Source organism: Anabaenopsis arnoldii (assembly GCF_028331025.1).
Taxonomy (GTDB): domain Bacteria; phylum Cyanobacteriota; class Cyanobacteriia; order Cyanobacteriales; family Nostocaceae; genus Anabaenopsis; species Anabaenopsis arnoldii.
Genome location: NZ_JAQMUH010000123.1, coordinates 1 through 24,302, shown reverse-complemented (window position 1 = coordinate 24,302; position 24,302 = coordinate 1). Strand labels below are relative to the sequence as shown.

Genomic DNA, 24,302 nt, shown 5'->3' with positions numbered 1-24,302 from the left:
ACCTGCTGTCCGGTCTTGGGATATTCACTGATGTGAACTAGATAATCTCTAGACCTTTGCCATATCGAGGCCAAACCAATGCAATTTAATTTTAACGAGAATAAACCCCATTATATTTGCGTGATAATATTTAATTTATCTGTGGGTTTATCTGTAATTTTTGCGCCTCTACCTAGCCTAGCAGTGACAGTTCAAGAAGTCCCCAATCCCCGCCAGGAATCTAGTGATTGGGTAACTGATATGGCGGGTATCCTCAGTGAGGATACACAAGCCCAAATTAATCAGATGATTTCTGATTTAGAGGTGAACAGGGGTACAGAAATGGCTGTAGTCACAGTACCAAGCACTTTATCAGCAGCTTCTCCTAAAGACTTTGCCACCGAATTATTTAACTACTGGGGAATTGGCAAAGCAGGAGAAGATAATGGTGTATTATTCTTAATCTCAGTAGGCGATCGCCGGGTAGAAATTGAAACTGGCTACGGTGTAGAGGAGATTTTACCCGATGCTAGAGTGGGAAATATTATTGATACCGAGATTATCCCCAAATTTAAACAAGGGGATTTTGAAGGTGGTATCCTAGCGGGAACAAAGGCGCTGGTAGTCGTTTTAGCCTCTGAACCTGATACAGTGGCCATTGTACCTAGAGCAGGGGTGACTGAGAATGAACCTCCTTTCATATGGGTGATGTTACGTAGCTTCGGACTGGTGGGAATATTTTTATTGTTCGGATATGTGATTTATCTTACCTCCGGCAGTAGCGGCGGCGGTGGTAATAGTTTTGGCGACGGTAGTAGCGGGGACGGTAGTAGTGGGGGTGGTGATGGTTTTGGCGGCGGTAGTAGCGGTGGCGGTGGCGCTGGTGGTAGTTGGTAGATACTATGATGAACAATCCAGAAAAGAGAATTCCCGAAGAAATTGCCCCAGATGTGCTGGAGTTAGCCTCGCGCTACTACGCCTGGCTGTGGAACGCAGGCGTTATAATCAAGCTGTACAAGCTTATAATCAAAAAGTCCAAAGTTTTCCTAACTCCTTGGTAGCGAATATGTTTGGCTTTGAAAAGCGCGAATTTTTCCGCTAAATAGCCAGACTTCCCCACTCTTGTATAATTAATCAAAAGATCATCACCACAGATTATTGCTCAGGCGATTGCGCCCAGCGCAGCACCAGAAGCGATCGCACAATAGAAACAAGAAATACCAAGATAAATTCCTCTAAAAACATGGATATAGTGATTATCGGTTGTGGTATTGTGGGAGCGGCGATCGCCTATGAACTCAGCCTAATTAAGAGTCTTAACATTACAGTCATTGACCGTCAACCACCCGCCCAAGCTTCCACAGGTGCGGCACTAGGGGTTTTAATGGGTGTGATTAGCCATAAAATCAAAGGTCAAGCTTGGCAAAGGCGACAAACAAGCATCCAACGCTACGAAACCTTAATTCCCGAATTAGAAGCTTTAACAGGTCGTAAAATTCCTTTTAACCGCCAAGGGATGATCAAGCTTTTAGGGGCAGAAGAAAATTTACCAGAGTGGGAAAAACTGGCGGAAATTCGCCACTCTCAAGGCTGGAAGTTAGAAATTTGGGACACAGCCAAACTCAAAACTTTTTGTCCTCAAGTGAATCACCCTCAAGTTACCGCTGCGGTGTATTCTCCCCAAGACCGTCAACTAAATCCCAGGGCTTTGACCTTAGCTTTGGTTGAGGCTTCCCAATACAATGGGGTAAGGTTTAAATTTGGTGTGGATGTTTTGGGCATTGAACAAGAAGGTAATAACTTTCCTGCACTTGCCACTACAGAGGGTAAAATTAACGCTGATTGCATAGTCGTAGCAGCGGGACTAGGTTCTACATCACTCACAGCACAACTAAACCAGAGGGTAAATATTCGTCCGGTACTAGGACAAGCGTTACAAGTACGTCTAGAACGACCATTAGGCAATAATCCTGAGTTTCAGCCGGTTGTGACTGGGAATGATGTACATATTGTCCCTGTGGGGAATGGTAATTATTGGGTGGGTGCGACGGTAGAGTTTCCTAGTCATGATGATCAAATCCCACCTAATCAAGAATTGTTAGATCAAGTTTGGCAGCAAGCGATCGCCTTTTGCCCAGATTTAGCCACAGCCGAAATTATTCGCACCTGGTCGGGTTTACGTCCCCGTCCTGAAAATCGTCCCGCGCCAGTGATTGACAAACTACTAGGCTTTAGTAACGTCCTCTTAGCCACTGGACACTACCGCAATGGGGTTTTACTAGCACCGGCCACAGCTGACGCAATTCGTGAGATGATTATTTCTATTGAAAATAAAAAATAGTTTTGAGATTTTCTTAGGAACATAACGTGTCTTTAAAAGAACATAAAATTACCGTAGATTCTCTACAATGGTTTTATCGGGAATCTGAACCCATTGGCAAAACAGATTTACTGCCTGTGGTGTTACTACACGGTTTAGTATCACAGAGTTACAGTTGGCGGAACATTATGCCGGCTTTAGCCAGTCAAGGAACCAGAGCGATCGCCCCTGATTGGATTGGTTATGGCTTTTCCGCCCAGCCAGAAAAATGGGATTTTTCCTACACACCCGATAAATTTATCACCGCCTTAGAAGGATTCATCAAAGCCTTAGAATTGGAACGTTTTTCTTTAGTTGTTCAGGGATTTTTAGGCTCTGTAGGGTTACAATATGCCTTGCGCCATCCAGAACAAATTGCTAACATAGCTATTTTAAACACACCAATTTCCACCACTGCCAAATTACCTTGGAAAATCAAACAACTGGGTTTACCATTGGCTGGTGAAATGCTGACCCAAGACCCTCTGTTGGTTGATCGCACACTAGAAGGCGGTAGTCGTTACCGCATCGAAGATGAAGATTTAGATATTTATCGCAAACCATTTTTAAAAGCTTCCACTGCGGGGCGAAGTCTGCTGGCCACTATTCGCAACTTACAACTAGACAAATCAATGTCGGAAATAGAATCTGGCTTTCAGCAATGGGAACAACCCATTCTGATTCAGTGGGGAATGATCGACCCTTGGCTATCCATAGATGTAGCAGAAAAATTTGCTCATTCTGTACCTCATGCCGAATTAATAAAAATTAACAATGTCGGACATTACCCTCAAGAACACTACCACAAAGAGATTTTAGAAGACCTTTTACCCTTTGTCCGGCGGATAAATACCTAGTCAGAAAATAGCTAAATCTGGGAAAAATCGATATTATAGAGCCAGGAAAATACTTGAACAATTCAAAATCTCAACTTATCTGTTTCAGTGATTGGGTAAGTTATCGGAATAACTATAGAGAATAAATTACAAGAGTCAGTCGAAATGTCTCCAAAAACATATTTTAGGCGTTTGATATGTGGCTCAGTGTTTATTTAGTAACTCCTGTGTAATTCAATCAAAAATCATTTTTTTGTCTAAGTTTAAGTATGGTCAAGGCTAGTGAACAATGATTTTCTCGCTTTTGATAATATTATTTAAGACTGCATTTATCCAATTTTTATTAACAATAAAATTGATGGAGATTTGAGTTCATGGCTTACTCGTGGTTTAAAGCATTTCATTTGATTGGCATTGTAGTTTGGTTTGCGGGATTATTCTATCTAGTACGTCTATTTATCTACCATGTAGAAGCCAACCAAGAACCAGAACCAGCAAAAACCATACTGAAAACTCAGTATGAGATTATGGAAAAACGGCTCTACAACATCATTACCACTCCGGGAATGTTGGTAACCGTAGCAATGGCTATAGGTTTATTAAGCACTGAACCCGAAGTTTTAAAACAGGGTTGGTTGCACATTAAGCTACTATTTGTTTGTCTTCTAGTAGGTTATCATTATTACTGTAGTCGTCTAATGAAACAGTTGGCCGCCGATGAGTGTCGCTGGAGTGGTCAGCAGTTGCGGGCTTTAAATGAAGCACCGACCGTGATGTTACTGGTGATTGTCTTATTGGCTGTGTTTAAAAATAATCTACCAACAGATATTACAGTTTGGGTGGTTTTTGGCTTGATCATCTTGATGGCGGTGACAATTCAGCTTTACGCTAAAAAACGCCGCCGGGATAAAGAAAAGCTGATGGCACAAAACTAACCTCCTAGCTCTCCTGATGGATGCACAGGAGAGCGTTAATTGTTTTCTATAAGTACTTACCCAGGACTAGACTTCTAATGGTCGGTTGTTTTCGTCCACCAGGACTACCTTAGGAGCGTAATTTTGTAACTCTTCTGGCGTAAACTGGCCATAAGCCATAATAATCACGCGATCGCCTGAAATTCCTAGACGTGCTGCAGCGCCATTGAGTTCAATCACGCCGGAATTAGCTGGGGCTGGTATTGTATAAGTAATAAAACGCTCACCATTAGCATTATTCACTACTTGCACTTGCTCATAGGGTAAAATTCCAGCTTTGTCCAACAATACTTGGTCGATGCTGATACTACCCACGTAGTTGATATTTGCCCCCGTGAGGGTACAGTTATGAATTTTTGCCAAAAGGAGAGTACGCTGCATTTTTTTTCAGATTTTTAGAGCATTTTTTGCCGTTCACAACTGGCCAAGGCTGTTTGTGTCTTGACAAAGGTAATGGACAGTTAGAGTTAGGAGTTAAAAACCAAAACTCATAACTCATAACTCATAACTGATAACTGTGAGCTTTTGTATTATGCTTTAGCAGCCCTAATAAATTTCTCTACTAAGGGTGCAACTTTGTCAACATCTTGCCAACCGAGAATTTCTGTAACCTTCTTTTCCAAATTTTTATAACTGCGGAAAAATTCGGCAATTTCTTCTAATCGGTGTGGTGCTAGGTCTTTGAGAGATTTTACATGAGCGTAGCGCGGATCTTTGTCAGGAACACAAAGAATTTTCTCATCGCGATCACCGCCGTCGATCATTTCTAACATCCCAATTGGTCGTGCGGCAATCACACAGCCTGGAAAGGTAGGTTCATCCATAATCACCATACCATCGAGAGGATCGCCGTCATCAGCTAAGGTGTTAGGTACAAAACCGTAGTCATAAGGATATCGTACGGAAGAATAAAGCACTCTGTCCAGGGCAAAGGCTTGTAAATCTTTGTCAAACTCGTATTTATTTTTACTCCCGCCGGGGATTTCAATTAAAACATTGAGTATACCCGGTTTTGGTTGAGCAGGAATACGGGATAAGTCCACAAAAAAAACTCCTCTGATAACGGTAAATTAAATTAGCATTCAGTTTGGCTGCTTGTACACATTTGTCAAGTACCCACAACTGATGCGATGTATTTCACACTCCCCCACTAACCTTAGAAGGGGAGATTCTTGCTACCTTGCGGGAAGGCTGCGCCTATACAGAAAACCGCTTTTTGGTACAAGTAACACCTGGTATTTCACGTCGCAGCCACAAGCTTGAATTCCTGTGTGTTTCACAGTACTGTAATGTTCTGTCTTCTGACTTAACCCAGTAATTTTGCTTGATTGTCACAACTACCCAGCTTTAATGGGGCAATTGGTGAATTGCCCCTATTAGTATGCTACCAAAGTCTCTGCGGTACAATTCATCTTACCGCTAAAACTTTGTGAGCGGGAGTCATCCGACGCATACAGGAAACGCTGCGGCCAGAGGAAGGATGTCAAACTATATATACATCTCTAGGAAAACATCAAGATATCTGTTCACAGAAAGAGGGATTCCCGCCGTCGCCAACTTCCTCAGGCTGCTCTGTCTACACATTCAAAATCTTAGCTCACAATCTGTTTTCTCCTTTCTCGAGCTAACTGGCTGTGATCCCTTTGTTGTAAGTATTTTTTAATTTCCACTTCTTGGTGGTGTATGGGTTGGGGGTTGCTGGTTATTTGAAGCATCAGTTGAATAGTGGGCAATGACAAACACAGGTAGTGTTAGAGTCACTAGAGCGATCGCAGTTCCCACAATGTCTGCCAAACGATGGGAATATGTATCGGTAGGGCTGGCAGACTGGCTAGTTGCATTCATACAAATTGAAATTTGTCACTTTTGTGGTAGGTTAACCCTCTAAAAGAGAGTATTGATGTTATTCTAACTATTTTTTTCAGGTCAATTATGTAGCAGGGAAAAATTTTGACAGTTTGGCAACTTTCATATTAGTGCTTTATTAGCTGGTATTTTTGATACAATTTTCTACACAAGTGTTGTATTCCTGACTTTAGTAGCGCCGCTGACTGTAATGTTGGCTTTTATGTTAAGAGTAGGTTAAGCCAATTAGTGATCAATCAAATGAAATGGATAAGCAGCCATCTGCTTGCGCCATAGCGATTTTAGAGGATATTTAGCAGTTACTACTAATGATCATGACATTACCTCAACTTATATACTTCTCCCCTATCAACCAATATCTCACCGGTCAATAAATCCTTCACAGTAGCTAATAAAGTCCGATGAGAATCTACGTAAAATAACACAGATATCCTATCAAAACCTGCTTCTCCGGGGGGGTTAAGTTTAGCTACACAAACCTTTTGATGCTGACTATCTAAAGAACGATAAGTTTCTTGGTGTTGGACAATACTGCTTGTCATTCTTCCTGACGCATCAAAAGCGATTTCTGTTTGCGTCATATCGCCTAATTCACCAATATCCAAATGCACCTCCATTTGTCCATTATTTGCAACTTGTAAATTTAACCATGCTTTAGATTCACAAGGATATTTTGTACCTTGTGTAAATAAGCGATGATAAGTATATGTTCTACTGTAAGCATCCCATAAACGAATAGCGTAACTATGATGCAAGAAATCATCAACCTGTGTAAATTTACTCACAGTTAAAGCACCATGACACACAGCATCAAAGGGCTTATTAAGTTTTACCTTATTCTTACCGAAATAAGATATAATTAGTTGTCTGACTGCCGGAATTAAACAACTTCCTCCTACTAATAAGACTTCATCAATATCATTTTTATGAATACCTTTTTTGAAAGCAATTCCTAACACATCATCTAAAGCTTCCCGCAACTGTTGTAAAAATTGTCTATTTTCTAAAATCTCCTCTAATTTTTCACGATTCATTCTCAATTCATAAGACATAAAAGATTCATCATCAAACCATGTTTCACTAACAGATTGATTTTTGGATAATTGAATTTTTAGCTTTTCGGCAATTTCTAACAAATTTTGATAAGCAATTTTGCCTAATTGTTCCCGTCTTAAATTCTGAGAACGTAAATAATCTTCTACTATCCAAATATCAATATCTTCTCCACCTACATAAGCTTCAGATTTAGCTAAAACCTCAGCGCGTAAATTACCATTGGGACTAGAATGAGGAACTGTTTTGAGTAAACTTAAATCTAGAGTTCCTCCGCCAAAGTCCACCACTAACATCAACACACCAGGATGTTTGATAGCATATCCCAAGCCAGCAGCCGTAGATTCATCTATAATTGAAACCTCAGGAACATTTAACTTTGCTCCCAAGTCTCGAAACCAATCTAAATAACGTTCAAAAGCACCAACAGGAACAGTAAAAACTAAATGATTTGGTTTAATATTTTGTTTTTTAATTTCTCTCCAAATACTTTGAATAAATAACTCACATATTGATCTAGAATCATAATCTCTTCCCTCGATATGTATCGGGGGTGATTGATAATCTCCAGCTAAATCACGTTTAAATTTTTTAAATAATCGCTCAGGAGGGTAACTTTGAGAAAGTCCTAGTCTTTGACTGCGGACCCCTTCACCTAAGATCACCTGGTTATGTGATTTAATAAAGAGTACGCTGGGAATAACTGGAATTTCTAATCTTTCACCGTGAGCAGAAGCACCAATAAATAAACGGGATAGATTAGGAAAACGTAAACTTTTAGGTAATTGAGTATCAGGTTCTAAAATACTGACCACAGTATTACTTGTACCAAAATCAATTGCAACAGTTGTCATAATTCAAGATTGAAAGTAGGTTTGGTTTCAACGTAAATCAACAAAACCATGAGGTCATGAAATTTTTCATTTTTGCTTCTAGCAATGGTAAAATTGCACCTGAAAAGGTGGTATTATTTGACAATAATTATCTAATACGGCAGTTTTAAAAATGCCGTAGTATACCGGGATATTTAAGTATAGATTTATTATCTGTGATTGCTGAAGTTTTAAGTTAGTAACCCCAGCCTACGATATGAAAGATTTTAACATTTATTATATCTACCTGGAAGAGTGCGACTAACCTTAGCTGGATAGAGAATATTATCACCTTTTTGATAACCAATAAAACGAATATATACTAATTCTCCTTCTAGGATCTCATCACTATCAGCTTGATGTAATTGGGGATGATAGTTTACCTGTTCCCAAGTTTCACCAATGGGGGTATAACCCCAACTAGAAATAAGTTGCTCTAAAGATGTGAATAGGGACAGTATGTTTTTAGCAGGTAATTCAGGTTGTGCTAGAGCCATTTTCTTGACTGTAGGATAGTTGCTGAGTAAGGTTTGCAGTTGGGTAAAAGTCTCACACTGAAAATCACTTTGTAATTGTTGAGCTTGTTGTTTTAACTCTTCTCTGAGTCGTTGACATTGAATTTCTAAATCTTGGATTTTTCTCTCGGTGTTTGGAGAAATTACAGGTTGATTGATAATAGGGAGAGCTTGAGATTTTTCTAAAAATAGTGATGACAAAACCAGATAAATCGCCACTACCATAATTATACCAAAAGTAAGATGATTTATTTGTTCTAGCATATTATTTATTGACATATTTTTGAGATAAAAATGGTTTAAAAGATAAAATCATACTGTCTAACTCACTTTTATTATGCATGAGAAGATAAATCTTATTTCCAAGATATTTGTGTGCTGCTGCGATTTCGACAGGAATGATATTATGTCATCACCACTGCTGCAAGGATTGATTTTCACATATATTGATTAACCCATCTGGTTCGTAATATTCAGGTAAAAGTTCCTGAGATTCTATTGCTCCCAAGGATTTTTCTAAACCTCGTGTCGTTTCTACACAACTAGATCCGGTTGCATTTAAAACCTTTTCGACAATCTTACCATCTTTACCAATGTGATATTCAACTTTTTGATATTCTGCCATGATGCTTCTTCCTTTATCCTCATTATAAGCAATAATACTTTTAAACTGGGAGCAGTTCATTTTTTGATAACGCTGATAAAACCTCAACCCAACCCTCTCTTGATGAATAGGAGAAAGGGTGAGTAGAAATTTTATTTCCGTGCTTCACCAGGGGGATGTAATATACAGAGGTAAAACAGAGATGTTAACCCTTAAACCCATCTACCTACTACAACCCTGATCGTACCATCTTCTAATATTTCTTCTGTTTCTATATTAAATCCCTCAGTTTCAATTGTCTTCATCAAGATTTTGTGGGCATATTTTTGACTAATATGATTGACAAACTCCTGTTCATCAATTTCTGCACCCCAAAAATCTGCAACTAATTCATAATTTTCTCCCTGTGGACGAAAGCCTAAATCATAACCATTTTCTTGGGGGATGACATATTCGGCTGTTGTGCTATCACCCATGTAACCCCGTACATTGGTGTTTTTTTCTACGGTATAACCTAACTCTCGTAGTACTTGATGCAGAATTTCCCCCTCTTTGATTTGGATTTGGATAGTCGTAAAATGAGACATATAAAACTCCTCAATGTAATTGCTTCTAGCGGAATAGTCATGTTATGATTATGATATTTTCGCAGGAGAGAATATTCACCTATTCCCCTTTCTTTTAATCTACTTCTAGGGGAGTTAAGCCTTGTTGCTGAGAATAGTTTTTTAACTCCTCAACTAATTGGGTATCTATAGAAGCTGTTCTGGCTCCTGCTTCCGCAGCCCAGCGTTTTAAACTAGCGATTTGTTCTTTGGCTATGGCTGCTAAAGGTACGGTTTCTGATATAGCGGCTAAAATATCATCTGTGTTAAAATCACGCCGATTACCATTTACCAGATTACCAAAAGCTTGATGCATTCCATCAATAATCACTTGCTGAATTTCAGCACCGCTAAAGTTTTCTGTATGTTCAGCAAGTTTGGGTAAATCAAAGTCTCGCAGTTGGGAGGGACGAATTTTTTGCAGGTGGACTTTGAAAATATCATGACGTTCTTGTTCTGTAGGTAAATTTAAAAAGAATATTTCATCAAAGCGCCCTTTCCTTAATAACTCAGCTGGGAGAATTTGCACATTATTGGCCGTAGCTACCATAAAGACTGGACTTGTTTTTTCTTGCATCCAAGTAATTAATGTCCCAAATACCCGGCGAGAGGTGCCAGAATCACCATCAGCACTACTATTGATATTACCAAATGCTTTATCTATTTCATCCATCCATAATACACACGGAGAAATAGCTTCTGCTAATTGAATCATTTTGCGAATGCGATTCTCACTTTCTCCCACTATTCCCCCAAATAGTCTACCTACATCTAAGCGTAAGAGAGGTAAACGCCATTCATGGGCGATGGTTTTGGCTGATAATGATTTACCAGTTCCTTGTATTCCTACAAGTAAAATTCCTTTGGGGTTAGGTATTCCATACCGTCGAGCTTCTTCGGTAAACGCATCTTGACGCATCCGCACCCACTGTTTAAGATTTTCCAATCCCCCAACATTCTTTAATGATTCATGGGCTGTGTAAAATTCTAATATTCCTGTTTGGCGAACTGCTTGTTTCTTGGCTTCTAAAACTCCGTCAATATCTGATTCGTTTACTTGTCCTTTGGCGGCTAAAGCTGCTGCTAAAACTCGCCGAATTCTAGCGCGACTTAATCCTTCACAGGCTTTGATGAGTTGCTCTTTTCCTAGTCCGCTTAAATTGAGTTTCTCAGGAACCACTAGTTGGTGAATCAAGTAATCAATCTCTGCAATCTTTGGTAAAGGAAAATCAATAACTGTGATTTCTTCTTGTAATTCTGGAGGAATGGTTAATGTATGACTGGTGAGGATGAGGGTCTGACGGGTGCGGTTGAGTTGTCGAGTCAGATTTTTGAGCGCGCGAATCACGGGAGCATGTCTTTCCATCTCCGGGCTTTTGAGGATAAAATGTATATCACGCAATACAAATATAGTAGTTGTGTTTTCTGGTGCTTTGGCTATTCTGGCTAATGCACTCATGACGGATCCTTTATCGTTTCCGTTGTCATTCCAACCGGTAACTATGTCCCAGAATAATAACTGACGCTGTGACTGGGATAGTTGCGTGACTTGTTGTAGTACTTCTTCTATGGGTTCTTCTTCGGCTCCGACTATATAAAGTAGTGGATAGCGGGCGCGAAGCATTAAGTCTAATTGCTGGACTAGTTTTTCATGGGGACTTGCGGTGCTCACAGCATTGTTACTCATTAGTATAAATGGCAAATGAATTATTAATGTATGAAATTTGTCTAGGAGATATGAGCAGTTATAAGTTGGGCTATCCTGTCGCTAAACCACCACCGATCTTTATGGTTCAGCTATTTATTTCGATTCCTATCCTAATAACTACCCGACAAAAAGCTTTATAAAGTTAGCTAATGGTCAAACACCATTGGCTAGATTTTCGCCTCGATGATTCAAGCCTTGTGGGTGAGGATAAGAATAGCGACATCTCAGGCTGGGAATAGCATTTAAAAGGGCTGGTAACTCCGGCGCTTGACTTGGAATATTAAGCACAGTATCATGTCCTTCCGGTTCCTGTGGATTATTCATCATTCCTCAACACTGGGTTTACTTATTGCTGTATTAAAAATATCATACTCCCGCTGGATAATAAACGCCCAGTCTATTTATCCCCAGTTCCTATATGGCGAAGTGAGAATAAATTTCTGATTTTTGACCTTTCCTAGAGCGTTTATGGCGGCTCTTGTTGAGCGATTACCTTGGGATCTGCGCGATAGCTGGCGTGGCGCAGCCATAGGGCGATCGCACGCTATATCATAGCTAAAGCTTGAGCGAATGGCAATTGCTAATTTTTGGTATAGCTAGTACAGTCAGACAGGGCATGACCGCCAATTCACAATAAAAGTTTACATTTTTGTGTCACCCTCATATGCTACAATTGGACAGTTTAGAAATCAGAGAAATAAACAAATCTCGACCACCCACAAAACAAGACTCCACACAACACCAAAGAGCTAAAAAATTAGGCATTTGTACCGTTTGATTTCTCCTATCACAATTAATCTCAGTGCATTGCAGGCAATGGTTAGTCTTCCTCCATCCTACTCTGTCCCCGAAAGCTTTCCAAACTTCATAGTCCCACTCTTGAGTTCCCCCCAAACTTTCATAAATCTGCTTTTGAACAGAAAAACCAAACAGCCCATCGCTGTACTTTAACCACAACTGGTCAATGGTACCAAGGTCTGCACAGGGAAAGTCATGAATACTTTGAATATTTAACCAGCCTTCCTCTTCCCTTTGCGCAACAGCTAACATTACCCGCTTTGTTTCGTCATCAGCTGCTTTCCACTTCTGTTTTGCGAGTAAGTCGCGCAGGTGAGTATAGTCTGCCCCTACAACTGAGTATAACTCTATTCCGTCCTCAAATATTCTTAACGCCTCTTTGGCCTTGGCTTCTGTGCGAGACTGCAACAACGAATAAGCTGCATATTGTACCTTTGGTGACTCATCATTTAAAGCCTGAATTAAGAAATCTAAACCCAGTTCGCCATAATTGAAAGCTTGTGCAATTCCGAGGATTCTCACCTGGGGATTAGGATTACTAAAGCGTAATATCACCCCTTCCATACCACCTAAAACTGCTGCGAACTGTGGCGCTGTATGTTGTCCACCAAGTACAGCATCGTATTCACCAGGTTCTTGCGGATTATTCGTCATTGCTCTATCTCTAGCCTTGATGTATTGCTGTGTCCAAAAGATTGGACCTAGTGAGACGGTGGGACGACAGATGTCAGAAACTTATGCATATTGATCAACTTATGCAGTTTGACAGTTGTGACTATGAGCAAACATTTTTTATTCAGTTTTATTTACCGGAGATGATATGCGGCTAAGTATCGCCAGTAATATAAATATATAAATGCAACTAATAGTTAACTTTGGCATAAGCTACTTGCAGAAGTTCGCTATACAGTAAAGGCGCTGCGGTTTGCAACCCAATCACAACGATCTGTGTCATACTGGTAAATTCACAAAAAAACTCTATCTCTATCTTAACGACAATAGAGATCATAAGTTTATGTGACTCCCAGTGCTGAGGAATCGCGGATTTTGGGGATGGTGTTTGAGCAATCTCGTCCCTGTTGATAGGTGTTCTTATGGCACCAGAATATCTGGCGACCGCCGACATCTCTACCCACAAGAGGATAGGATTTTACGCTCTACCAATCAACGGCCTTAACCCCATGTCCTAATTATAGTATCACCCAAGTATTATGAGAAATACTTGAATAAATCTTAATTACTCTGAACATCACCCCAAAAACCCTATCTGAGTTAGTAAATCTTAAACTCTGCTAACTAGGTAGAGTTTGATCACCAAAAAAATGAAAAATGGGTTTAAAGTTTTGCCAATGTAGCGGTACTTTTTAATACAGAACTATAAACAGGGTGTCAGTCTGGCTATGCTGCAACTAGAGGTAGTTCATACCCGCAATCTGAGAGTTGCTAGGGTAAGCAGTATGTGACAATATTTCACTTATACATACTTTCTCGGGTTGAGCGATGGCGATCGCCCCTATCAAAACATAGTGGGAGCGTGAGAACCCCTAAGAGGATGTTTGTCAAGTCATGATTAGTGTATCGAAATTATTTGACCCTTCCCTAACCCTCCCCTTGTAAGGGGAGGGGACTGGATTTGATTGTTTTTTGTGTGTTCCCTGTTCGGTGTGTTCCCTGTTCCCTAAGATAAAAATTACCTGTTGAAAACTTATCAAACATCCTCTAAGGGATTAAGTAAATCATATCGTAAACGTTGCGTAGCATGGCTTTGGCCTGGGTAGCAACATCAGTTTAGAATCCCCTGTGTTTCCAGCAGGGGAGATGTCAAGCTAATTTCATGTTTTCACCTAAACATACAACAAGAATTAAGAATCTAACCTTTACCATAAATACTCATCGGCTCCTTGAGGAACTTAATATAAAAATGTTTAAACGTAGACTTAATCACCCGAGGCATGGCAAAATCAATTGGCATTAACTGATCTGGTAGTTGCCAATCTGTTATTGTCAGTAAATCTGGATGTAAATGGGGAAAATCAATTTCGGTAAGTTCAGGACAAACGCCCAATCTTTGAGAAGCTGCAACCGTAGGTACTTGTTCCGGTGATACCTTGAGAATTTCCACCATTGACCGATCTAAAGCAAATACATCTGATGCTGCTGCTAAAATACCCAAATCACGGGGTTCTCCCCCACTAGGTCCATTACCTTCATGACCGATGATACCATCTAAAATGGTTAGGTTGGGATTAATTGCCCTGGCTGTCTCTACTAACATTTCACCAAATCGGTGAGTATCTTTCCCCGCTTCCATGTGCCACCAAGCTTTCATTTTACCCGGAACACAACCAAACAGATTTTTTACCCCCATAGTTAAAGTCAACTGCATATGTGATTTGACTTTGGGTAAGTTAATGACTACATCTGCTTCCATAGCCTCTTTACATAGCCGCAGATGATTAAAATCTTCACTGACAGTTTGGTAACGCTTACCGTGAAACTCAATAATAGGAATATTCAGTTCTTCTAAAAGCGGGAGATAGCCATTGGCTTGTGCTACTCCTTTGGCGCTTCCAAAAGCCGGACTGTCCCCTAAAAAGGGCTGACCACCAGCGTCTATGACCATCTGGGCAACTTCATAAACCAGTTCCCGGCGGGTTGTACACTCCTTATGGGGACGGGCCCCTGTGAGAAGATTCGGTTTGAGTAACACTCTATCCCCTGGTTTCACAAAGGCAGACATCCCCCCCAAAGGTTGCAGCAGGGTAGCTAAAGATGCCCGTAAAGCCTCCTGTTCATAGGAAGTAGCCCGAATCAAACTAACGGATGGTTTTTGAGTCTGCATGGATAATATATAGGATTGATATAAGTACAATTATACGCCCCTCTTCTTGGTAAGGAGAGGGGAGACCTGGAAGTGAGTCAAAAGTGAGGTAAGGTGTTTGAATTTTATGTTAGAGGCACAATGGCGCTCATTTGTTCCAAATCTAACACTTTTGCTAATTCCCCTTCACTCATTAACCCTCTTTCTAAAACAATTTGCCTGAGAGATTTACCGGTTTCTAAAGATTCTTTGGCTACAGCAGCCGCATTTAAATAACCAATGTGGCTATTTAGTGCTGTGACTAATGCTAAACTACCTTCAGCATAAGTTAAACAACGTTCCCTGTTGGCAGCAATTCCCTCAATACAGCGTTGGGTCAGAGCCGCGATGGTATTACCGAGAATTTCGATACTGTGAATCAGATTATAGGCGATGAGGGGCATCATCACATTCAATTCTAATTGTCCTGCTTGAGCAGCTAAGGCGATCGCATGATCGTAACCCATTACCTGAAAACATACCATAGATGTCATCTCTGCCATAACTGGGTTATATTTACCCGGCATAATTGAGGAACCCGGTTGTACTGGGGGTAATTGAATTTCTTTAAAACCAGTTTTGGGGCCTGAGTCCATTAACCGCAAATCATGGGAGATTTTGACTAAATCCTGCGCTAAATTGCGTAAAGCACCGGAAACATTCACAAAAGGTGCCATACTCTGCATTGCGGCCATTAAATGGGGTGCTGGTTCCAATGGTGATTCCATCAACTGGGAAATCACTTCTACCACACGGGTGCGATACTGGGGATGAGTATTCATTCCAGTACCAGCAGCACTACCACCCAAACCCAAGACCATTAAATCCCCAGAAGCTATATAGATGCGGTTCTGGTGGTCTGATAATATCTGCGCCCAACCGCCGAAATTATCACCCAAACGCACAGGGACTGCATCTTGTAAGTGGGTTCTCCCTGATTTGACGATATCTTGAAATTCTACAGCTTTGGTTTCTAATGCGGCGATCGCTTTTGATAGAGCGGGGTGTAATGTGTGGGTGAGGGCTAATAGTCCCCCAATCCGAATTGCCGTAGGAATCACATCATTGGTAGACTGTCCATAGTTTACATGGTCATTGGGACTCACCCGCTGATAATTGCCCTTTTCTTCCCCAAGAATTTCTAAAGCTCGATTTGCTAAAACTTCATTGACATTCATGTGGTGAGAAGTCCCCGCACCAGCTTGATAAACATCTACTACAAACTGATCTCGTAACTTCCCGTCCAATATTTCATCAGCAGCTTGGACAATTGCTTGACTGATATCTGAGGGAATACAACCCAATTCTCCGTTGACGATAGCGGTAGCTTTTTTGATAATTAAACAAGCATCTACATAAGTAGATAAGGGTCTAATGCTGCTAATATCGAAGTTTTCTACTGCTCGGAGTGTTTGAATACCGTAATAAGCGCTACTTGCAATTTGGCGATCGCCCATGGAATCGCGTTCAATGCGAAAATCTTTATTTTCAGTCATAGTGTTCTGTGGATCATGTCAAAATACAGATCATGCCATGCAAATACACTAAAAACCTAATTTGGTGCTATATGAATTTACCCAACTTAATTACCTTTTCTCGACTTTTGGGAATACCGTTTTTACTTTACGGCTTATATAATCCTACACCCCAAGCTAGATGGGTCTGTTTGACCATATTCTTGGTCGCAGCGTTAACTGATTGGTTGGATGGCTATTTGGCGCGCAAACTCAACCAAATTACTGATTTAGGTAAATTTCTCGACCCTTTAGTGGATAAATTACTCGTACTTGCGCCCTTGTTAGTCTTAGTGGAATTAGAAACTATTCCCGCTTGGGGGGTGTTTGTGATTTTAGCACGGGAATTGGCGATCGCTGGTTGGCGGGTCAATCAAACTACAATCACAGGGGCGAATATTTGGGGGAAATTTAAAACCGTCAGTCAAATAATTGCTATATCACTGTTAATTGCTCCTTTATCCACAGCTTGGAAAACTCCTTGTTTGATTGCTTTTTGGGTTTCTGTAGTTTTGACTTTAATATCTGGGGTCATTTATCTGATTCCATCTAGGAATCAAAACAGTTTGTAAGATAGCATCCCATTAGTGATATGAGAAAGGCTCTAAATTTTATCACAAAGAACATCGTTGGTTGTCTGGTGGTTTTAGATTTGATATGATTCTTAGTTAGGCTGTCCTCTTTTCATAGTTTTGTTTTATCCAGGATTGATATTCTCCTGAGCGTACCTGATTAATCCAATCGGTGTTATTCAGATACCATTTGACAGTTTTCAATAAACCACTATCAAAGTTCTCTTGAGGTTGCCAACCTAATTCATCAATAATTTTACTACAATTAATTGCATATCTCCTGTCATGTCCCGGACGGTCTTTGACAAAAGTAATTAAATCAGAGTGGGAAAAATCAGATTTAGGGGCTAATTCATCTAGAATTGCACAAATTTTCGCCACAACTTGTAAGTTGGTTTGTTCGTTCATTCCACCAACATTATAAGTTTCACCAAGTTTTCCCTGTTCTAGAACCAGTTTAATGGCTTGACAATGGTCGATAACATAAAGCCAATCTCGAATATTTTGACCATCCCCATATATAGGTAATGGTTGACCTTCCATCCCATTCAGGATAGTCAAAGGAATCAGCTTTTCAGGAAACTGACGCGGACCATAATTATTAGAGCAATTTGTGGTTAAAGTTGGTAATCCATAGGTATGATAATAAGCCCTCACAAAATGGTCAGATGCTGCTTTCGATGCTGCATAAGGACTATTAGGCGCATAGGGGGTATCTTCTTTAAAAGCTGGTTCTTGGGGACTTAGTGAGCCGTAAACCTCATCTGTAGATATGTGCAAAAAGCGAAACTTTTGCTGTCTTAGTGGTGACAATTTATCCCAATATATCCGACTTGTTTCTAATAGCTGGAATGTACCAACCACATTAGTTTGAATAAAAGACTCTGGACTTAAAATAGAACGGTCAACATGACTTTCAGCCGCAAAATTAATAATCGCTTCTGGCTGATATTTTTCTAATAAAAAACTAACTAATTCACAATTACTAATATCTCCGCGCACAAAAAGATAGTTGGGATCATCTTGTATTGCTGCTAAAGTTCCTAAATTACTTGCGTAGGTTAATTTATCTAAATTAATGACTTTAGCCCATCCTAATCTCGTCGCTTCTAACACGAAATTAGCACCAATAAAACCCGCTCCGCCTGTCACCAATACAGTTTGCATATCTTCTCAAATAGTTGATTTATTAATCTTTTATTCGCCCCGTAGTGGTTAAAACTTATCTTAACCACCACCTAAACTATAGCAGTCCTAAATCATTTATAAACTTCCCTCTTCCCTTAGATACCTAAACGACTAACGACCTGGAGAAATTTTGAAATAGAATTGCTATAGTCCCGGCTAAACCCTAGACAGCCTGCAAAATTTCTTCATCTAAGGAGAAATCAATTTCAGCTTGATCTTGTCTAGATTTGAGATAATCCTTTTCTAGAGAATCAGCTAACCCAGAAATTAAATCATATTCAGGTTGCCAAGCTAATTCTCTCATAGCTTTATTCACTGATGCAAAGAAATGCTGTACTCGCATGGGGAAAGCTTTGCGCTTGCCAAAATCGAATTTTTTCGGGTCATAATGTACTATTTTAATGGCATCAGGTGATTTACCCGCTGCTACAGCACAAGCACGGGCTAAACCATCAAAGGTCACAAAGCGATCGCCGGAAATATTATAAATTTGTTTTATGGCTTGTTGATTACCGATGACCTGTAACATGGACTGAGCTAAATCTTTGACATGACCTAACTGGGTAATATGCAAGCCATTACCAGGAATGGGAAGGGGGCGATCGCGTAAAATTCTATCAAAAAACCAGCTTTCTAAAGGATTATAGTTACCCGGTCCGTAAATATAAGTTGGGCGAATCGCAGTAAAAGGTAAATTTTGTTGAGTTAGGTAAGATTCTGTTTCATGCTTACCCCGGTGGCGACTTTTCGGATCTACTGCATCCCCTTCTATGTGCGGTAATTGGTCAGATTTGAGATATACCCCCGCAGAACTCATATATACAAAGTGTTGTACCCGTCCTTGATAGATTTCTGCTAAAGGTTGAGTATCCGTAAGTTCCCGACCGTTATTATCAAAAATCACATCGAATTCCTCCGATGATAATTTTTCTTTTAGTTGGTTGGGGTCAGTGCGATCGCCTATAATTTGTCCTACTCCCGGTAAAGAAGGTAAAGGACGATTCCCACGATTAAACAGTACCACCTCATGCCCTTGTTCTACCAACAGTTGAGTCAGATAAACACCAATGAACCTAGTACCACCCATGATTAAAATTCGCATAAAATCCCACCTGAAAAAAAATACTTGTTGTCAAGAGGCTGAAGTCACTATTACCTAGTCCCTAACTTGAGGTTATCAGGTGGCCGTATCCCTGTGGAACCTATAAAGAAAAAACCATTACCTATATCTGACAACTATTTTTGTCTGTTTTTTACCTGTGAGAGTTAGCCGTGTCTTTAAAATATGCTTTAGTTCATGAGTGGCTCACACCTAAAGCCACTGGGGGTTCAGAAATAGTAGTCCAGGAAATTCTCAAACATATAGACGCTGATGTATATGCTCTGATTGATTTTGAGTCAACCAATCCTCACAGTTATTTATACAAACGGCAGATTGGCACAAGCTTTCTCCAGCAATGGCCTTATGCTCAAAATGGTGTGCAAAAGTACTTACCTTTCTTACCGTTGGCAATTGAACAACTGGATTTACGGGATTATGATGTTATTCTTTCCTCATCCCACGCAGTGGCGAAAGGAGTTCTCACAACTCCCGATCAGTTGCATATCTGTTACTGTCATACTCCCATGCGCTATGCTTGGGATTTGACATTTGATTATCTGCACCACAGCAAGTTGGGACAGGGTTTACCTGGATGGGTAACTCGATATTTACTACATAGTTTACGCCAGTGGGATGTCTTGAGTGCCAATCGCGTAGATTACTTTATCGCCAATTCCCACCATACAGCTCGTCGCATTTGGCGCTGCTATCGGCGAGCAGCAACGGTTATTTATCCACCGGTAAATATTGATAAATTCCCATTGGTGACCCAAAAAGAAGATTTTTATCTCACAGTTTCCCGGTTAGTCAGTTACAAGCAGGTATCCTTAATCGTCAAAGCTTTTAATCAATTACAACTCCCATTGGTAATTATTGGGACAGGATCGGAAATACCAAAAATTCGCGAAATAGCCAGTTCCAACATCCAAATACTTGGATGGCAACCCGATGATGTGGTAAAAAAATATATGGCTAAAGCTAAGGCATTTGTGTATGCAGCTTGTGAAGATTTTGGCATTGCCTTAGTAGAAGCACAAGCTTGTGGTACTCCAGTCATTGCTTACGGTGCTGGAGGTGCTTTAGAAACGGTGCGCGATCTGCGCGCTTGTACCGATACAGCAACGGGCATATTTTTCAGCACACAAACAACAGCAGCCTTAATGGAGGCAGTAGAAAAATTTGAAATTTATCAAACTTCATTCAATCTTGAGTATATGCGATCGCACGCTGCCCAATTTTCATCACAAGTTTTTGCCCAGCGCTATCTCAAATTTATAGAGCAATGTCACCAAGAAAAAAACATTCCAATAGCGTAGCATGGCCTAATCCATAAGTGAACAGCCAAAGTTAATTTCTGGCTTGGTAGTGCTTATTGGCACTTGATGCCCAGAAATGTTTCATTTTAGCTGTAAGATTGAGACTATGTGTGGTGTGGATTATTAAGGAGTATGATGACTGGCCAGAGCTCACTCCTCTCCGGTAAGCGATATCTAGGCTTCAGGAATGGTAAAGCCCAACAGCAAAGCACTAGTACGTCTATGCGTACTTTTATCAGCCGGGGACAAAAAACCAAGACGCCTAAACTCAAACCCAGAAGTTTGTCTTTACAGGGTTTAAACGGAGAGTTCGCTAAAAGATTGTTTGATATAGTGTTTTCACTGTTGGTATTGATTTTGTTCTTCCCACTTTATTTAATTTTGTCCCTGCTGATTGCTGTTAGCTCAGAAGGCCCGATTTTTTATATCCAGAAACGGGTAGGCAAAAACTACAAGACCTTCAATTGTATTAAATTTCGGACGATGGTCAGCAATGCAGACGAAATGCTCACGGAAATCATGGCAACATCACCTCACTTGCGAGAAGAATTCCAGAGCAATTTTAAGCTGAAAAAAGACCCCCGAATTACCAAAATTGGTCAATTTTTACGAATCACCAGCTTGGACGAATTACCTCAGTTTTGGAACGTTCTCAAGGGAGACATGAGTGTTGTCGGTCCTCGTCCCTTAGTAGGCTCCGAACTTGCTAAATATGGTTGTCACATTGATCATATTTTAACAATCCGCCCCGGAATTACGGGATTGTGGCAAGTTTCTGGGCGTAATGACATTCCTTACCCGCGAAGAGTCCAAATAGACCTGCATTATGTCAAATTTAGAAATTTCTGGCTAGATTTATGGATAATATTTAAAACAATTGATGTGGTTATTTTACCTAAAAATAAAGGCGCATACTGACAGCTACCGCTTGCGTAACCCATACAATCACTCCCACTGTATCGGGAAATTCCTGGGGTAGTTTCTCCTAGGAAACCATCAAAACCTCCCTTAGGTGTTGGGTAAGACAACCTTAATCATCCTTATGAAACAGAGAAATTTCCGTATTTCTCTGGGTGAGGTTTTTCAGTATTTACCGGTAATTGCATAACTAGTATGTACACCATAGGTTAGTCTGGGTAAGATGGTGTAAGATATCCCATTGATTAAAGTGATACTAATTCTTTGCCAAGCATAAATAATGTACACAAAATAATTAGGTTACTTTTGAGTTAAACTAATTCGGGGTGACTTGTGAAATGACTGACATATCAACAACGATAGCTACCGCTTGCGTAAGCTATGCAAAGCAAGCCTTAGACATATTGTTAACATCAATAGTTTTACCCTGAGATTATCTAGCCACAACTGGATTTTCTGAATCCGCGTTTAACCATTTCAATAGGGACAAAAGAGCATGACACAAACCAAACGGGCTTTAATTACTGGTATTACTGGTCAAGATGGTTCATATCTGAGTGAGTTTCTACTTGATCAAGGTTATGAAGTCCATGGTATTATTCGCCGGACTTCTACCTTTAATACAGACCGCATTGATCATATTTACGAAGATCCACATAAACCAGGAGTACGGTTGTTTCTGCACTACGGCGACTTAACCGATGGTACAACCCTACGCCGGATTATAGAACAAGTCCAACCGATAGAAATTTATAACTTGGGCGCTCAATCCCATGTCCGAGTCAGCTTTGACTCACCGGAATATACTGTTGATGCGGTAGGAATGGGAACACTGCGATTATTAGAAGCCATCCGGGACTACCAGCAACGTACAGGAATTCAGGTGCGTTTCTATCAAGCTGGTTCCTCAGAAATGTTTGGTTTAGTGCAAGCAGTACCCCAAAGCGAAACCACTCCTTTTTACCCACGCAGTCCCTATGCTTGTGCTAAAGTTTACGCCCACTGGCAAACTGTCAATTACCGCGAGTCCTATAATTTATTTGCCTGCAATGGCATACTTTTTAACCATGAATCACCCCGTCGGGGCGAAACCTTTGTGACTCGCAAAATTACCAGAGCGGTGGCTAAAATTGTCGCAGGTAAACAGAAAAAGATTTATATGGGTAATCTTGACTCCAAACGAGATTGGGGATATGCGAAGGATTACGTACGGGCGATGTGGATGATGTTGCAGCATGATCAACCCGATGATTACGTAATTGCTACTGGGGAGACTTACTCTGTACGGCAATTTTTGCAGGAGGCTTTTAGTTATGTGAACCTGAACTGGGAAGATTATGTCGAGTTTGACCAACGCTATCTTCGTCCCGCAGAAGTAGACTTGTTAATTGGTGACCCCACGAAGGCTAAACAAAAGCTTGGTTGGGAGCCTTCGGTAACTTTTACAGAACTAGTCGCTCTGATGGTGGAAGCAGATTTACAAGCATTGGGTTTGACTTCGCCAAATGGTAATGGTGCGAATATTGCCGATGATATTGCTACTATTCGTCAAGAACTGGGCGCTCTCCATTTCTAATCTATCCCAAGTAAAAGTATAAATTATGACTGCATTACAACTGAAAAATCAACGGATTCTCGTAACTGGTGGCGCAGGCTTCCTTGGCCGTCAAGTAGTTAATCAGTTATGTCAAGCAGGGGCTGACATTGCTAAAATTAGCATACCGCGATCGCGTGACCATGATTTACGTCTGCTGGAAAATTGCCAACGTGCAGTTGACCAACAAGATATTGTCATCCATTTAGCCGCTCATGTGGGTGGTATTGGTCTGAACCGCGAAAAACCCGCGGAGTTATTTTACGACAACTTAATCATGGGGACTCAGCTGATTCACAGTGCTTATGCAGCTGGAGTGAAAAAATTTGTTTGTGTGGGTACTATTTGCGCTTATCCTAAATTTACACCAGTGCCATTCCGAGAAGATGACCTATGGAATGGCTACCCAGAAGAAACTAACGCCCCCTATGGAATTGCTAAGAAAGCACTGTTAGTGCAATTGCAATCTTACCGCCAGCAGTACGGTTTTAATGGGATTTACTTGTTACCAGTAAATTTATATGGACCTGAAGATAATTTTGACCCCAGTAGTTCCCACGTGATTCCGGCTTTAATTCGCAAAGTCCATGAAGCCCAAATCAAGGGGGAAACACAACTCCCCGTTTGGGGTGATGGTAGCCCTACCCGTGAGTTTCTCTATTCGGAAGATGCGGCGCGGGGTATTGTCATGGGGACTCAGTTTTATAATGACTCTGAGCCAGTTAATCTAGGAACGGGTGCGGAAATCTCTATCTACGATTTAATTACTCTGATCTGTGAGTTGATGCAGTTTGATGGTGAAATAGTGTGGGAAACAGATAAACCTAATGGTCAACCCCGGCGCTGTTTGGATACTCAACGCGCTCAGGAGGCTTTTAACTTTACTGCTCAGGTGAGCTTTAGACAAGGGCTACAAAATACCATTGAGTGTGCGATTCGTTCTTCCTAAATGAGCATTTATGCTCAGGGACGGAAGGTAAGACTGGGTAAAACCAGACTCTTATAACTGTGTGTTCATGTGGGTGAGAATCCCACCCCCTAGGTGCAAGGGTGACAGCATCTTCCTTAC

Annotated in this window: 24 protein-coding genes; 10 read left to right on the top strand and 14 right to left on the bottom strand. The window is 40.7% G+C overall.

Annotation, left to right across the window (positions count from 1 at the left end; translation table 11 throughout):
* The first annotated feature begins 78 nt into the window (after positions 1-78).
* The 5 genes from PN457_RS11020 to hemJ all read left to right on the top strand — a co-directional run bounded on the left by PN457_RS11020 (position 79) and on the right by hemJ (position 4,109).
* Positions 79-876, top strand: a complete 798-nt coding sequence (locus PN457_RS11020; RefSeq protein WP_271733344.1) for a TPM domain-containing protein — start codon at positions 79-81, stop codon at positions 874-876.
* A complete protein-coding gene (locus PN457_RS11015; protein WP_271733343.1) occupies positions 830-1,081 on the top strand; it encodes a LemA family protein in 252 nt (83 codons plus the stop codon). The genes PN457_RS11020 and PN457_RS11015 overlap by 47 nt, the downstream gene beginning before the upstream one ends.
* 141 nt (positions 1,082-1,222) lie before the next feature.
* The gene (locus PN457_RS11010) at positions 1,223-2,320 is read left to right on the top strand and encodes an NAD(P)/FAD-dependent oxidoreductase (protein WP_271733342.1); all 1,098 of its coding nucleotides are present in this window, start codon (positions 1,223-1,225) and stop codon (positions 2,318-2,320) included.
* A gap of 26 nt (positions 2,321-2,346) precedes the next feature.
* The gene (locus tag PN457_RS11005) at positions 2,347-3,195 is read left to right on the top strand and encodes an alpha/beta fold hydrolase (protein ID WP_271733341.1); all 849 of its coding nucleotides are present in this window, start codon (positions 2,347-2,349) and stop codon (positions 3,193-3,195) included.
* Between the two features lie 353 nt (positions 3,196-3,548).
* On the top strand, positions 3,549-4,109 hold the full coding sequence (gene hemJ / locus PN457_RS11000; RefSeq protein WP_271733340.1) for a protoporphyrinogen oxidase HemJ: 561 nt from the start codon (positions 3,549-3,551) through the stop codon (positions 4,107-4,109).
* A gap of 66 nt (positions 4,110-4,175) precedes the next feature.
* Here hemJ and panD read toward each other — a convergent pair whose 3' ends face one another.
* The 12 genes from panD to PN457_RS10940 form a co-directional block, all read right to left on the bottom strand.
* Positions 4,176-4,529 carry an aspartate 1-decarboxylase gene (panD, locus tag PN457_RS10995; protein ID WP_271733339.1) on the bottom strand — a complete coding sequence of 118 codons (354 nt, stop codon included), beginning with the start codon at positions 4,527-4,529 and terminating at the stop codon, positions 4,176-4,178.
* A gap of 149 nt (positions 4,530-4,678) precedes the next feature.
* Positions 4,679-5,191, bottom strand: a complete 513-nt coding sequence (locus PN457_RS10990; RefSeq protein ID WP_271733338.1) for an inorganic diphosphatase — start codon at positions 5,189-5,191, stop codon at positions 4,679-4,681.
* Positions 5,192-5,807: 616 nt separating this feature from the next.
* Positions 5,808-5,993 (bottom strand): TLTLP motif-containing protein, encoded by a 186-nt coding sequence (locus tag PN457_RS10985; RefSeq protein WP_271733337.1) that lies wholly within the window; start codon positions 5,991-5,993, stop codon positions 5,808-5,810.
* Positions 5,994-6,334: 341 nt separating this feature from the next.
* Positions 6,335-7,921, bottom strand: a complete 1,587-nt coding sequence (locus PN457_RS10980) for an Hsp70 family protein (protein ID WP_271733336.1) — start codon at positions 7,919-7,921, stop codon at positions 6,335-6,337.
* A gap of 245 nt (positions 7,922-8,166) precedes the next feature.
* Positions 8,167-8,733, bottom strand: coding sequence for a nucleotide exchange factor GrpE (locus tag PN457_RS10975; RefSeq protein ID WP_271733335.1), 567 nt, complete (start codon positions 8,731-8,733; stop codon positions 8,167-8,169).
* A gap of 133 nt (positions 8,734-8,866) precedes the next feature.
* Positions 8,867-9,139, bottom strand: coding sequence for a DUF2997 domain-containing protein (locus tag PN457_RS10970; RefSeq protein ID WP_271733334.1), 273 nt, complete (start codon positions 9,137-9,139; stop codon positions 8,867-8,869).
* A gap of 131 nt (positions 9,140-9,270) precedes the next feature.
* Positions 9,271-9,645: a DUF1257 domain-containing protein gene (locus PN457_RS10965; protein ID WP_271733333.1), complete on the bottom strand. Its 375-nt coding sequence runs from the start codon at positions 9,643-9,645 to the stop codon at positions 9,271-9,273.
* Positions 9,646-9,739: 94 nt separating this feature from the next.
* Positions 9,740-11,287: an AAA family ATPase gene (locus tag PN457_RS10960; RefSeq protein WP_417006599.1), complete on the bottom strand. Its 1,548-nt coding sequence runs from the start codon at positions 11,285-11,287 to the stop codon at positions 9,740-9,742.
* Between the two features lie 237 nt (positions 11,288-11,524).
* Positions 11,525-11,698, bottom strand: a complete 174-nt coding sequence (locus tag PN457_RS10955) for a hypothetical protein (protein WP_271733330.1) — start codon at positions 11,696-11,698, stop codon at positions 11,525-11,527.
* A gap of 333 nt (positions 11,699-12,031) precedes the next feature.
* Positions 12,032-12,823, bottom strand: coding sequence for a GUN4 domain-containing protein (locus PN457_RS10950; RefSeq protein ID WP_271733329.1), 792 nt, complete (start codon positions 12,821-12,823; stop codon positions 12,032-12,034).
* 1,216 nt (positions 12,824-14,039) lie between these two features.
* Positions 14,040-15,011, bottom strand: coding sequence for an Npun_F2552 family protein (locus tag PN457_RS10945; protein ID WP_271733327.1), 972 nt, complete (start codon positions 15,009-15,011; stop codon positions 14,040-14,042).
* 104 nt (positions 15,012-15,115) lie between these two features.
* The gene (locus PN457_RS10940) at positions 15,116-16,525 is read right to left on the bottom strand and encodes an aspartate ammonia-lyase (protein ID WP_271733326.1); all 1,410 of its coding nucleotides are present in this window, start codon (positions 16,523-16,525) and stop codon (positions 15,116-15,118) included.
* Between the two features lie 71 nt (positions 16,526-16,596).
* On the opposite strand from PN457_RS10940, the gene pgsA reads away from it, so the two are divergent.
* Positions 16,597-17,115 (top strand): CDP-diacylglycerol--glycerol-3-phosphate 3-phosphatidyltransferase, encoded by a 519-nt coding sequence (gene pgsA, locus PN457_RS10935; RefSeq protein WP_271733325.1) that lies wholly within the window; start codon positions 16,597-16,599, stop codon positions 17,113-17,115.
* Between the two features lie 96 nt (positions 17,116-17,211).
* Here the strand turns inward: pgsA and rfbB are convergent, their stop codons facing one another.
* Positions 17,212-18,282 carry a dTDP-glucose 4,6-dehydratase gene (gene rfbB / locus PN457_RS10930; protein ID WP_271733324.1) on the bottom strand — a complete coding sequence of 357 codons (1,071 nt, stop codon included), beginning with the start codon at positions 18,280-18,282 and terminating at the stop codon, positions 17,212-17,214.
* Positions 18,283-18,466: 184 nt separating this feature from the next.
* On the bottom strand, positions 18,467-19,405 hold the full coding sequence (locus PN457_RS10925) for an NAD-dependent epimerase/dehydratase family protein (RefSeq protein WP_271733323.1): 939 nt from the start codon (positions 19,403-19,405) through the stop codon (positions 18,467-18,469).
* Positions 19,406-19,575: 170 nt separating this feature from the next.
* Here PN457_RS10925 and PN457_RS10920 point away from each other — a divergent pair, with 170 nt between their 5' ends.
* The 4 genes from PN457_RS10920 to PN457_RS10905 all read left to right on the top strand — a co-directional run bounded on the left by PN457_RS10920 (position 19,576) and on the right by PN457_RS10905 (position 24,182).
* A complete protein-coding gene (locus tag PN457_RS10920; protein WP_271733322.1) occupies positions 19,576-20,721 on the top strand; it encodes a glycosyltransferase in 1,146 nt (381 codons plus the stop codon).
* 135 nt (positions 20,722-20,856) lie between these two features.
* Positions 20,857-21,639 (top strand): undecaprenyl-phosphate galactose phosphotransferase family protein, encoded by a 783-nt coding sequence (locus PN457_RS10915; protein WP_271733356.1) that lies wholly within the window; start codon positions 20,857-20,859, stop codon positions 21,637-21,639.
* Between the two features lie 496 nt (positions 21,640-22,135).
* Entirely contained in the window at positions 22,136-23,215 is a 1,080-nt protein-coding gene (gmd, locus tag PN457_RS10910; protein WP_271733321.1) for a GDP-mannose 4,6-dehydratase, read from the top strand.
* 25 nt (positions 23,216-23,240) lie between these two features.
* Positions 23,241-24,182, top strand: coding sequence for a GDP-L-fucose synthase family protein (locus tag PN457_RS10905; protein ID WP_271733320.1), 942 nt, complete (start codon positions 23,241-23,243; stop codon positions 24,180-24,182).
* The last annotated feature ends 120 nt before the right edge of the window (positions 24,183-24,302 follow it).